Raw genomic sequence first — 12,927 nt, forward strand, 5'->3', positions numbered from 1 at the left:
TCAGCATTAATTAAAGAAAGCAATCGTTTTCTTATCTTTGATAAAATGACTTAAATCTAGAGCTTTTGAGTTAGTAGGAATCATCGACTTAACTAGTGTGGCCGGTTCGCATGGTTGATTTTGCGAACTAAATTCACAGTCCCAGACTCGCAGCTCTGATTCGTTCAATTGCTTGAACCCTTCGAACCTGTTCTGGCGCGAAGCGCGCCGCCCTAAGTTGAGCAATTGTTTCTTGTAGTTCGCTTTCTGAGAGGGCGGAGTCGTTCAAAATGTCATTTCGCTCGGCAAAGTAAACCTTCAAATTTTCTTCAAATTCGGCTCTTTGCTGATCCAGAGATTCAAGCCTTTGGGTTGCTTCTTCACCGACCAGTTCGTTTCTCTTCAAATATTTCGCTTGTTCATCTAGACCTTCAGAGCTAGAAAGCTGTTGGAGTAACACCTGGTTCTGATAACTCGACTGAACGTAATTGGGCTGTTCAGACAAATACGATTCGAACCTTTGTTGGTAATCTTGCTCGGCTAAACCTTCCTGTCTCAGAAGCAATTTCTCTAAGGCTATTTCCCTCATTTTATTGTCATGGGTAAACAGAATACTTATCTCACTCTGACTAAAAAATTGAGCCTGGAGATCGAGTAACGTTTGATTGAGCAAACGCAAATCTTCTGCTGAGATCGTATCGAATTGAACATCTATAGATGTCAACGCTGATTTGTATTCAAGATACTTGGTAAACAGTGCCTCATCGACAATGACTGTTGGTGATTGTTCGTGGTGCCTTGCGACATTGTCACGAATATCTTCAAGGGTTAATTCTGTATTGCCTGACACGAAATATTCCATCATGTCTTTGGCTGATGCGTTATCGATGTCGGTATCTTGTTGAGAGGCGACCTTTAATGAAGAAGCGCTTCGTTTTTCGTCATTGTGTAAATCTGGGTCTTCCTTTTTTAGATATAAAAAGACCGCCGCTGTGCTCATCAGGGCTATCGTGGTTATCGACAAAATGGCGGTCTTTTTCATTATGTGTTCCTTAAGGTCTTAATAAATGGGTAAGCAACCTAAAGGCCAGCCAGCTTCAATCGATTGGCGTGTTGACGATAGAGCGTCACAGGGTCGGTCTCAAAGAGATGGTGAATCCCCAGCAAACCATTAATTTCGTCTAGGTGATTCATTTTATAATCGTCGCCAATCACTTTGCCTAAGTGCGCGCTGCATGCCCCCACTAGTCCGTCATTCGGTTCATTGAAGGCTAAGCCAAGGATTGTCATCGCTCCGTCGGTAGGATCAAGAAGGTTGGTAAAAGTGGATGACCCTGTCCATGAATAGTAATAAACACCGTTATTGGCTTGCCATTCACCATCACCGCACTCAGACGTCGGAACGCCTTCAGGGTAAAACTGATTGAATGCAAGTGAGCCTTCCGTCGTTAAAGCTTCAAGAGATGCGAGACCGTCTTGGTCAAGATCCGTTCCACCAGATAACAGGTTAATGAGCGTAGTTAATCCACCAGCCAACTTAACCGCGATACCTTCTGCGGGAGAACCTTCTGACACGCTTCCACGCACGAGATCGGCAACTTTAGATCCTTTATGGACGCCACCAATACTTGTCACAGAGGCAACCAGATCAGGACGAACTGATGCGACATAACGCGCTGTCGGTCCCCCGTGGCTGTGACCGACAAGGTTCACCTTACTTGCCCCTGTCGCGGCTAACAGTGTCTCAACTTGAGCCAACAACTGCTCGCCACGGACTTCAGAGCTGTTGGTCGCTGATACTTGCGCTACATAGACGCTCGCACCATCTTTGGTTAGAGATTCAGGTACGCCATAGAAGTAATCCACACCCGCTAATGTATCGAAGCCAAACAGACCATGTACTAACATAATGGGATATTTCGTTTCTGTGTATCCACTGGCTTCTAATGCCGATGCGCTTGTGCCTGCGTAGGCTCCAAAACTGGATAGACAGGCGATCGTCCAAATTAATATCTTTTTCAATGCTCTTTCCTTAAACAGATTAGACCTCTGATGAGTAAAGGAACCCTAGGTTAGAATTTTATAAAAAAGAAAATTGGAGATTGATATTTGTGATGATGAACTTGAATTAAACAGCGGTGATTAACATTCAACCTATGTCTCCTAACAACATGCCCAACAGTAAATAACTGATTTAAATGCATTATTACATGACTTAGAAAAATCGAATTCGATTCCACAATAGTGGCTCACGTCCAGGTTACTCGTGAGTACTCACCAATGAAAGCCTACTAAGGAACAAATACTAACCAAAATCCAATGGCAAACTTCGTCTTATATTTGATTGTTCGAACAATAGAAAAGCCGTTGAAAATTTGATGCTTATGCCAGTTAGAGGACAACCAGAGGTTGAATATGTTGACGAGAATTATTGACATTAGATATAGGTCGTACCAGTTATTCGCTATTCAGTTATTAAGAATAACAAGCAACACAAAACAACGTCTTTATTTGGCTTACCTAAATACAATAAGAGATTGCAGTGATGAAAAATACGGCTTTGATGCTCGCGTTAACCATCCCTTTTGGTGCTTATGCATCTGAAGAAAATTCTATACCCACTCCTGAATCGATTACGTCTGCACAGGTTCTAAAAACACAAGGAGAACAAACCTATTCCTATGTTCGATGTTGGTATCGAACCGACGCATCACATGATTCTCCAGCCACAGATTGGCAATGGGCAAAGAAGGAAAATGGAGATTATTACACGATAAATGGATACTGGTGGTCTTCAGTCTCATTCAAGAATATGTTTTACAGTGACGCCCCACAATCTGAAATCAAACAGCGTTGTGAACAGACTCTCGGCCTCCAACATGATGTCGGAGACATCACCTATTTTGCCGCAGACAATCGCTTCTCTTACAATCACTCAATCTGGACCAACGATAACGCTGTGCAAGCCAATAGTATCAATCGTATTGTTACCTTTGGTGATAGCCTTTCTGATACTGGCAACCTATTTAATGGCTCTCAATGGGTTTTCCCAAATGCAAACTCATGGTTTCTAGGGCACTTTTCAAACGGTTTGGTTTGGACCGAATATTTAGCTAAAGCCAAAGACGTTCCTCTTTATAACTGGGCCGTGGGTGGCGCAGCAGGTACCAATCAATACGTCGCACTGACTGGTGTTTATGACCAAGTTACGTCTTACTTGACCTACATGAAAGTTGCGAAAAACTACCGCCCGGAAAATTCGTTATTTACGTTAGAATTTGGCCTCAATGATTTCATGAATTACGGCAGAGAGGTCGCCGATGTAAAAGCCGACTTCAGTAGCGCTTTGATCCGCTTAACAGAATCTGGAGCGAACAATATCTTACTCTTCACATTGCCCGATGCGACCAAGGCTCCGCAATTTAAATATTCGACCGAGCAAGAGATCATTAAAGTTCGTGGCAAGATTTTAGAGTTCAACCAATTCATCAAAGCTCAAGCCGAATATTATCAAGGCATGGGGAAAAACGTGGTGTTGTTCGATGCAAACGCACTCTTTGCCAGTATCACTAATAATCCTGAGCAGCATGGCTTTAGGAATGCGAGTGATGCCTGCCTAAATATCAACAGAAGCTCATCGACCGACTATTTACGAAGCCACAGTTTAACCAGCGACTGCGCGACATATGGCTCGGATAGTTATGTATTTTGGGGCGTGACACACCCAACGACAGCAACTCATAAATACATCGCAGACCATATCTTGGCGTACTCGTTCTCAACGTTCAATTTCTAGCGAGGAAGAGCTCATCGAGCCTCATGAGTTGCCGCCTGTAAGTACCGAAAGTTAAGGCTTACACAAGGTACAGATACAAAAAAACCGCCATCATCGGCGGTTTTTTATTTGCATCAACCTTTCAAAGCTAAGCTTTTAGGTCACGCAAGTTGATTACTCGTCGTCCGCTTTTGGAGCAACTTTCTTCTTAGGGATAAACACGGTATCACCCACTGCCACATTCTTGTGGAAGCTCTTATCGCGCTTAACCGGTTTCTTAGGCGTTTTCTTAGCTTGAGTATTGGTTTTCTTCTTCGCTGGACCGCCTTTAGCAACAGCGGGTTTACGCGGCTTAATGCCCTTAAACTTACCTTTCAAACCTTCTAAAATAGAGAAAGTAAGATCTTGCTGAAGGTAAAGTTCAACGCGCTTGAAGCTGTCCCAGTCTTTTGGACCAACCAATGAAATCGCATCACCTTTATTACCAGCACGGCCAGTACGACCAACACGGTGAACGTACTCTTCCGTGTGCTTAGGCATATCAAAGTTGATAACGTGGCTTACGTTTGGAATATCAATACCACGAGAAGCAACGTCTGTTGTTACCAAGATCTTGTATACCGCGCGCTCAAATTGGCTCATGATCGCGTTACGTTGCGTTTGGTTTAGGTTACCACTTAGTGCAACCGCTTTAAGCTTCTTCTCGTTCAGCTTTTCCGTTAGACGGTCGGTATCTGCGCGAGTTGCCGTGAAGATCATAACCTGACGGTATTCAGCTTCTTCTAATACACGGTCAAGAATCGCCTCTTTGTGGTCTAGATGATCACACAAGTAGAACTTTTGTGTGATATCTAAGTGTTGCTCGTTAGAAACACCCACCGAGATACGCTTCGGCGCGTCTAACATCTCATTTGCAATACCATTCACTTCCGCGTGATCGAGCGTTGCAGAGAACATTAGAGTCTGACGTCGACGGTGTTTAGCGGCATTCGCAATACGACGTAGTTCAGGAGCAAAGCCTAAATCAAGCATACGGTCAGCTTCATCAAGGATTAGCGTCTCAACACCATCTAAAAATAGGGAGCGGTGCTCAAGGTGATCCGCAAGACGGCCTGGAGTCGCTACAATAAAGCGAGGGTACTTACGCAGAGCTTTAACTTGGTCGTTAAAGTTTTCACCACCTAAGATAAGTGCGGCTTCGTAAGACAAACCACCAAGCATACTACGGAGTTCGCCATAAACTTGCTTAGCTAGCTCACGAGTAGGAGCCAAAATTACACCACGAGGATCTTTAGCAGAAAACGCTTTGGTTTTTAATGCTTTGTGTATCATTGGCAACACAAACGCCAACGTTTTTCCTGATCCCGTTTTTGATGAAGCCAATAGATCCTTACCGGCAATAGCAACAGGGATCGCTTTTGATTGGATCTCTGTCGCTTTCTTGAAGTCGTAATGTTTTAAGTTCTTCAGTAAGCGGTTGTCTAAGCCTAAATCTTTAAAGTGCAAAGGACTCTCCAGTCTTGATGGTATTGAATAAAATTAATTTAACGTGACATGATACCGCGAAAGTACTTTATAAGGATAGAGATCACAGTAAATTTATCCTTATATCTCAAGTTGCCTAGTATATTGTATGCATTGACACTAAAGGGATAGTCCTTCCAAATAAGACAAAAATCGATTCTAATCTCTCCATCTCATAAATGAGACAGAACGTGATGCTTAGCTAATTACCTCAAAAATTTAGCAATTTCTTTAGTTATTGTTTTTGCAGTTAAAAAATTAGTCGCTACAATCATTAATGAAGCGACTATATGATAAAGAATGTATAGCGCATCTTTTGATGATAAATAAGCAAGGAGTTCTTATGAATAAGACGTTAATCGCAGCTGCAGCCTCAGTTTTCATTTTAGCTGGTTGTTCTTCTGAGCCAGAAGAAGCTGCAATGTCAGAAATGGATCAATTGACTAACCAAGTTGCTGAACTAAGCAGCGAAGTTGAAGCGCTTAAGAGTGACAAAGCTGCCGCTGAAATGAAGGCTCAAGAAGCATCTGCAGCCGCTATGGCAGCAAAAGAAGAAGCGGATCGTGCTAACGACCGTATCGACAACATTGCAGAGTCTTACACTAAGTAATAAAGACATACGCAATTAAGCTGTAGATTATATCAGTCGCAAAATGCAGTAAATTGATAGCACCACCTCCGAATAGAGGTGGTGTTTTTTATTTGGAATAAAGAAAAAAGAAAGGGTAAAAAGAGTGAGAGAAAGTGAACAGCAGTGATGCTTTTCAAAGAACCTTTCGAACTAAAACTTAGTCACAAATGGTGCGGTGGTGCTATCTCAACCGGCACACCATTTTGAGCAAAAATAACCGCTTTAGCCTTTGAATTTGGCAAATCAGCATCTTCAAGCCACCATTTTAGTTCAACCGGAATCTGCAACGCCTTCTTAGAACCATCACTTCGCGTCAATGGTTCATGCGCTTCAACAAACACGCTTCTATCGGGTTCTAAAGAGACTTTGATCGGCTCATCGATGATTGTGACTTGCTCACCGCGGTTAACCTGTTCAAAAAGCCATTCGATATCTTTCGGTTCCATGCGAATACATCCGGAGCTGACTCGCAAGCCTATACCAAAATCTTTATTAGTGCCGTGTATAAGATAATCACCCGCACCATAAGCAAGTCGCAATGCATACTCACCTAGAGGATTCTCAGGACCCGCAGGGACCACTCGTGGTAACTCAATACCTTTCTCTAAATACTCTTTACGAATTGAATTGGGAGGAGTCCAAGTTGGATTAGGTCTTTTCTGACTTATCTTGGTGATCATCTCGGGTGTATCACGCCCTACTCGACCAATGCCTACAGGAAAAACATGAACCTGGTTCTTATCCGGCTCAAAAAAGTACAACCTTAACTCAGCAAGATTGATGACAATCCCTTCTCTTGGGGTGTCAGGCAAAATGAAACGGCTAGGAATACTTAACACGTAGCCTTCTGCAGGAAGAAAAGGATCCACCCCTTTGTTTGCTGCCATTAAAGAGAGAAAGCCAATATCGTATTGTTTCGCAATGTTGGCTAACGTTTCGCCAGCAGCCACTTCGTGTTGTTGTATCCTGCCGACGATGCGGCTTTCCGCCGGAGGTAGTTCAAAGGTCGCCGCAGACACACACGACGAAGCCATCGCCGCCACAAGCAAGGTGACCCTCACTAGAGGCAAAGCTACCTTACGTATCTGTGTTCTCATAGAGTGCAAAGGCGTAGTGTTAGCGCAATACGACATACAATTCCTTGGTTTGTCTTTTATCAAAGTTTAGATTATCGCTGATCAAATGTCTCTACAACGGTTAGTTACAACTAAAAAGCCAATCTGTTTTGAGCCAATCAGCGCGTTCTTCTCTTTATATACAACGATCTTACCAAACAAAATCGATTGCCTTTAAGCTTTCAACAGATTTGGTTATCAATATTAATAAAACTATAATGGTAGACCTGTTTTGTGACTAAAGTCTCATGGAGCCTCGTTCCAACTCGCTAATATTGCCTCAACAAAACGAATTCAATTCAACAGAATCGGTAATTGATTAAATCCTGTTCCTATCATTACCGCATAAACTTTGGAGAACGACCATGGCTACACCTCATATTAATGCTCAAGCTGGTGATTTCGCAGAAACAGTACTTATGCCGGGCGACCCGCTTCGCGCAAAATACATTGCGGAAACATTCCTTGATGACGTGAAGCAAGTTTGTGACGTTCGCAACATGTTTGGTTACACAGGCACTTACAAAGGCAAGAAAGTTTCTGTAATGGGCCACGGTATGGGTATCCCATCATGCTGCATCTACGTACATGAGCTTATCGCTGAGTACGGTGTGAAAAACGTTATTCGTGTAGGTAGCTGTGGCGCGGTACGTGACGACGTTAAACTAATGGACGTTGTTATCGGTATGGGTGCTTCAACTGACTCAAAAGTAAACCGTATTCGTTTCAACAACCACGACTTCGCTGCTATCGCTGATTTCGGTCTGCTAGAAGAAGCAGTAAAACAAGCGCGTTCACAAGAAGTTCCAGTTAAAGTTGGTAACGTATTCTCTGCTGACCTTTTCTACACTCCAGAAGCTGACCTTTTCGAAAAAATGGAAAAACTAGGCATCCTTGGTGTTGATATGGAAGCGGCTGGTATCTACGGTGTTGCTGCAGACTTAGGAGCTAAAGCCCTAACAATTCTTACAGTATCTGATCACATCATCCGTGGTGAGAAACTAAGTTCAGAAGATCGTCAAAAATCATTCAACGACATGATGACCGTTGCTCTTGAAACAGCAATCAACATCTAATTAAAAGAAAATAGCTATCTCTTTTACACTAGCTAGTTTTTGACAATACATAGATTGAAACGCAATACCTCGCAGCCAAGTTCGCTTGGCTGCCTAAATAACCCCGAGGGGGCGATCGTGTCCAACGACAAGCTGCCAAAAGATGCGGATGGATTACAACTCAACTTTTGTAAAACATTGGCGTGTGACAACTTTGGCTTGAGCGATGCAAAACGATATGTTTTGCAACATGCGAATCCTAAGCGTCCAGCGATGGTTTGTCGTGAGTGTGGAGCTTTCCCCCCCTTACTTAACAATCGTGAAGTGTTAAGCGAACTTCATCGCCTAAGACAACTTCACAGCGATGGCCTTCCTGCTTGTCGTAATGATGATTGCGAGAACTTTGGCCTATCGGTTCATACCCATAAACATCTTTACCATGCCTTTGGCTATAGTGGTGACAGGCAACGCTATCGATGCAAAGACTGCCAATCAACCTTCGTTGATAAGTGGTCTGGATCCAATAAAAAACTTCAGTTTCAAGAGAACCTCATGGGCTTATTGTTCATGGGTTATTCCGTACGTGAGATCTGCAGAAAATTAGAGATCAACCCAAAGACTTTCTATGATCATGTTGACCATATCGCGAGTCGTTGTCGTCGTAAGTTGGCAATGATCGATGCACGATGGGTTAATCATGCAAAAAATTACCAATTTGCTTCGCATTATCAGCGACTACAGCCGCAAAGTAATAATGGTGTCCTTTGGATAGCAACGGGCGAGGCACATTCTGGTTATATCCTTTGTCAGCACGTCAATTACTCTCAGAACGAAGAACCGTCTGGGAATGTCGATCATAACCCTTACGACGACGTTGCACGCTTTGTATCAAAGGAGCATTCGTCAGAAGCGAATCTAGAGCTTCCCCAGCCATCAGATAAGCTAAAAGAGCGTATTGAACAAAAGTACCAAGTGATTCTTGCCAGAGGTAACGTTGAAGACCCAATGGGGAACCTCACCGCATTCAGCTACCCTTCTAAAGGCGCGCTAGTTCGACCACCCTATACCTCTTATGCTCATTTCTTGCATGTGCTTGATATGTGTGACGAAAACAAACACGTCGCTATTTATATGCCACAAGATCCATTACTAAGATCTGCCGCTCTCAGCGTTTGTTTGCCGCGCATTCAGAGTCAAAATATTGACCTGATGTATGTTGAAGAAGATTCAGGCTGGCAAGACGATCAAAGTTTTGAAAAAATCGATATCGTCCATATGAGTTGGTGGCGTGATCGCTGGGCTATCGCAAATCAAGGTGACAACCAGAAAGGCATATGCTACCTAACAGGTAATAATCCAGAGCCAAAACAGTGGTTTAACACTGCTTCAATTCAGCAAACTAAGTTTTATCAGCAGCGGTTTCAACTGCTATTTGATAGCTTTATCAATGAACCTAGACGTAAGCTTCGTCCTGGGGGCATCCTTCCATTGCTCGATATATTCAGAGCTTGGCACAATCTGTGCTACCAAGATAAGCAGGGCCTTACAGCCGCACAGCGCTTAGGTGTCGCGGAGCAGCCATTAACCCTAAAGCAACTACTTTCATAGCAGCGAAGCATATAGATATTTATTCGGGAACTCATTGATTTTAAAGCAACAACATGAGGTAACACCCATAATTGGAAAAGATAGATGTTTCTTTGACGCTCTAGGAAAGATAATTGGTGCTTATCCTAAATCACACTCTTATAATGATTGTGTTATCAATATGCTCGATAATTATGGATCTAAGCCTTGGACAAAAATCAGTACCTTCTTGAAACAGAATTAGAACAACTCAAAACTCGCGTCGATTCTGAACCGTTAGTGATCCTTGAGATTACTCAACAATGTCTCGTCAGGTCAGAACAAGTTTTGTTTGAAGAGGGGGCGATCCAGTCATTAATGTTGATGGCCAGATGTTGCTGGAACCTAATGGACTACCAAAAAGGTTTAAAATACATCAAGGAAGCCTACAAGCGACAAAGCCGATTAGACACCGATCTTTTTCTCCCTGAAATTCTCCACCTGCACGCACTCCAATTCTGGGGGCAAGCCAAGTATTACTCTGCCCAACAATTCTGGATCAACGCCTTAGAACAATCTGCGCTAGTTGATGAGGTAGAGATACAAATCGAATGCCTCATTGGTCTTGGCAACATTTGGCGAATGACCCACGAATACAAGCTAGCGCGCTCTACACACCAACTTGCCGTAAAAGTTGCAAACAACAGTCGTATCGGTTGGTTAGAAGGCAAAGCAAGAATATTGCTCGCGTGGGATTACTACTTACTCAATAACTATGTTGAAATGCTGTCGGTACTCGATGGTGCGGAAGAAGCCTTAAAAGATCATAAAGATAATACCTGGCATGCCGAGGTGTGGGATTTCAGAGGTCTTGCGCTTCTTGGTTTAGAGCGTTTAGATGATGCAGAAAAGGCAACAGCCAAAGCGCACAGCCTAGCTGTTGAGCATAACCTCGTATGGATGAAAGCGCATTCCTATATCAGTCGAGCTCGATTAGAGCTTCTGAGAAAAAGGCCCGAACATGCCGCTGAATTGCTTAAACTCGCTGAACAATCTGCAAACGAATTCGATAACGGTGAACTACTCAGTCAAATTTGTTATCAACAATCGTTAGTCGCTGAAGAAAACCAAGATTTTAACGCAGCTTTAATCGCCTTTAAAAAATACCGCCAATATTCTATCGGTATGCTTCGAGAGCAAACCAACCGCGTTGGCCTAGATAAAGCACGCAATTCAAAGCGCCAACTTGAACAGCGAGCAAGAAAATTGATTAACCGTATCCGTGGCCAACATGAATACGACCCTGAAAAGCACCTCTCTCATGTCGTTTCCGAAACCTTTTGGTGGGAACAACTGGTGCTCTTTAAAACAGAGCTCAAACGTTCAAACCACAGCATTATTATGTTTCAGCACATCGATACCGATTACTTAGATGTCTGCACCGAGATTGCTCATACCTTGTGTAATCAGAATGACTTCATTTCAAGACTGAGTTCAGAGCGAGTCGCTCTTATGCTTTCTGAAAAAGGGGAAGCTGCAGAGAAAACTTTCCAAACTCTCAGCACCATGCTTGAAATTTATCCGTGGCATAGAAAAGGACTAAAAGGTTCGAAGCCAACCGTCAGCCTCAATGACATATTGACGTTCCCGTTCACTCTTGAACAACTAGAAGAAGACGATGCCGAGGTGCTAAATTGATGGAAACTCTATTAAGCAAGATCACCGATGCCGGTTTAGATCCTTCATCGGTCTCAGGTGAAGAAGCGATCATCTTCTGGAACCATATTCGCCAACACGTTTCGACAACCAAAACGGAGCAAGCGCACTGTTATATCATCAGTTCTGAATATCGCGCTGAATTACAACAAAATCAAACCAGTATCGAAGAATTAAGGCATGCACTAAACCTTCTGCACTTGCCTGTTGATATCGAAGACATTCTTACGGTAAAAACCAGCTTAAGTGACCGCTTGGTTGAAATTGGCGATTATACCTCAGCATTGAATGAATTCGTGAGCTCATCGTCAATCGCCGTTGAACACGGTTACATTGATGAATACGTCATGGCTATTTTGGGTATGGGCAACCTCTGTGATGCCTACGGAGATCACAGTAGAGCCCTTCGCTACTACCAGAAAATCAACAGTATTGACCATGCCATAAGTAGTCGCTCACTTCGACTCAAGTTTAAGCTTCATATGGTGGCAAGTTTGCTGTTGCTTAATCGTATTACTGCGGCCAGTGATTTGCTTAACGAGTGTGATGAACTCAGTATTCTCGTCAGCGACAAACAACTCACAGCTCAAATACTGCTTTACCAAGCAAAAGTGCTTCGCGCTAAGAAGAAACATCACGACGCACTGCGTTGTCTGACTAAGATTCAGTATCCAGTCAATAATACTCAAGCAAATTGGCTTGCTACGATGACTCGCTTAGAGACGGCATATTGTTTAAGTGCTATTGGTAAACAAGAATACGCAAGCATGATCTTATCGAGCACAGACAAACGTGTGAATGAATACTCATCCCCCGTTCTCGCAAAGCGCTTCTACGACTCCTTGAGTGATGTGTGTATGAACCAAGGCCGCTTTCAAGAAGCATTGAACTATGAGAAAAAGGGCTACCGCATTGAAACGGATCTCATGAAACAGATCCCTATCAGCGAACTGGGCTCGAGCCAACTACGTCGTCTTTCGCGATTTGAACTACAACTGAAGCTAATTCTCTCTGAACAAGAAAATCGTGAGTTGAAAGAAACCACCGAACAGCACAAAAACGCAGTGGCTCAACTACAACAAGATGTTTTCACCGACCCACTGACAGGTTTACACAACCGTCGTTGGCTAGACGTAAAACTCAAAGACTTGCTCCTACACGAGACACCTTTCGCATTGATGGTTGTCGATATTGACCACTTTAAATCAATCAATGACGAACTCAGTCACTTAGTGGGTGATAAAGCGATTGTTAGCGTTTCTCAAGAGCTGCGTTCTTACTTTAAATTTAGAGGAGCTTCATGTGTTAGGTTTGGTGGAGAAGAATTCTTAGTTATCCTTGAAAACACTAACCTTGATAAAGCGGAAATGCACTCTGAGAATTATCGAGAACGTATTTTCCAATTCGGCTGGCATGAGATCTTAGGAGAGCGCGGTCTAACCGTAAGTATTGGTATCACAATACACCGCGAGGGAGAGAATACTCAACGTACCTTCTACCGAGCAGACAAAGCCTTGTACCGAGCTAAAGCTAACGGTCGTAATCAAACTTGTACCGAATAATTTA

The 12,927-nt window shown here is 43.2% G+C and carries 10 protein-coding genes; 6 read left to right on the forward strand and 4 right to left on the reverse strand.

Annotated elements, in window-relative coordinates:
- Nucleotides 1-133 precede the first annotated feature (133 nt).
- Together OCW38_RS20635 and OCW38_RS20640 are read right to left on the reverse strand one after the other, a co-directional pair.
- Nucleotides 134-1,021 carry a lipase secretion chaperone gene (locus tag OCW38_RS20635; RefSeq protein ID WP_010431547.1) on the reverse strand — a complete coding sequence of 296 codons (888 nt, stop codon included), beginning with the start codon at nucleotides 1,019-1,021 and terminating at the stop codon, nucleotides 134-136.
- Between the two features lie 38 nt (nucleotides 1,022-1,059).
- A complete protein-coding gene (locus tag OCW38_RS20640) occupies nucleotides 1,060-2,001 on the reverse strand; it encodes a lipase family alpha/beta hydrolase (protein ID WP_010431550.1) in 942 nt (313 codons plus the stop codon).
- A 523-nt stretch (nucleotides 2,002-2,524) separates the two neighbouring features.
- Here OCW38_RS20640 and OCW38_RS20645 point away from each other — a divergent pair.
- Nucleotides 2,525-3,775, forward strand: a complete 1,251-nt coding sequence (locus tag OCW38_RS20645; RefSeq protein WP_010431553.1) for an SGNH/GDSL hydrolase family protein — start codon at nucleotides 2,525-2,527, stop codon at nucleotides 3,773-3,775.
- A 153-nt stretch (nucleotides 3,776-3,928) separates the two neighbouring features.
- Here the strand turns inward: OCW38_RS20645 and OCW38_RS20650 are convergent, their stop codons facing one another.
- Nucleotides 3,929-5,260: a DEAD/DEAH box helicase gene (locus OCW38_RS20650; RefSeq protein WP_010431556.1), complete on the reverse strand. Its 1,332-nt coding sequence runs from the start codon at nucleotides 5,258-5,260 to the stop codon at nucleotides 3,929-3,931.
- 361 nt (nucleotides 5,261-5,621) lie between these two features.
- On the opposite strand from OCW38_RS20650, the gene OCW38_RS20655 reads away from it, so the two are divergent.
- On the forward strand, nucleotides 5,622-5,888 hold the full coding sequence (locus tag OCW38_RS20655; protein ID WP_016767397.1) for an Lpp/OprI family alanine-zipper lipoprotein: 267 nt from the start codon (nucleotides 5,622-5,624) through the stop codon (nucleotides 5,886-5,888).
- Between the two features lie 182 nt (nucleotides 5,889-6,070).
- Here OCW38_RS20655 and OCW38_RS20660 read toward each other — a convergent pair whose 3' ends face one another.
- Nucleotides 6,071-7,042 (reverse strand): L,D-transpeptidase family protein, encoded by a 972-nt coding sequence (locus tag OCW38_RS20660; RefSeq protein ID WP_016789924.1) that lies wholly within the window; start codon nucleotides 7,040-7,042, stop codon nucleotides 6,071-6,073.
- A 347-nt stretch (nucleotides 7,043-7,389) separates the two neighbouring features.
- On the opposite strand from OCW38_RS20660, the gene deoD reads away from it, so the two are divergent.
- The 4 genes from deoD (at nucleotide 7,390) to OCW38_RS20680 (ending at nucleotide 12,923) form a co-directional block, all read left to right on the forward strand.
- Nucleotides 7,390-8,100: a purine-nucleoside phosphorylase gene (deoD, locus tag OCW38_RS20665; RefSeq protein ID WP_010431568.1), complete on the forward strand. Its 711-nt coding sequence runs from the start codon at nucleotides 7,390-7,392 to the stop codon at nucleotides 8,098-8,100.
- 117 nt (nucleotides 8,101-8,217) lie between these two features.
- Entirely contained in the window at nucleotides 8,218-9,687 is a 1,470-nt protein-coding gene (locus tag OCW38_RS20670) for a hypothetical protein (RefSeq protein ID WP_010431571.1), read from the forward strand.
- 186 nt (nucleotides 9,688-9,873) lie between these two features.
- Nucleotides 9,874-11,343: a hypothetical protein gene (locus OCW38_RS20675; protein ID WP_016767394.1), complete on the forward strand. Its 1,470-nt coding sequence runs from the start codon at nucleotides 9,874-9,876 to the stop codon at nucleotides 11,341-11,343.
- A complete protein-coding gene (locus OCW38_RS20680) occupies nucleotides 11,343-12,923 on the forward strand; it encodes a GGDEF domain-containing protein (protein WP_010431576.1) in 1,581 nt (526 codons plus the stop codon). The genes OCW38_RS20675 and OCW38_RS20680 overlap by 1 nt, the downstream gene beginning before the upstream one ends.
- The last annotated feature ends 4 nt before the right edge of the window (nucleotides 12,924-12,927 follow it).

The organism is Vibrio cyclitrophicus (genome assembly GCF_024347435.1).
Lineage (GTDB): Bacteria > Pseudomonadota > Gammaproteobacteria > Enterobacterales > Vibrionaceae > Vibrio > Vibrio cyclitrophicus.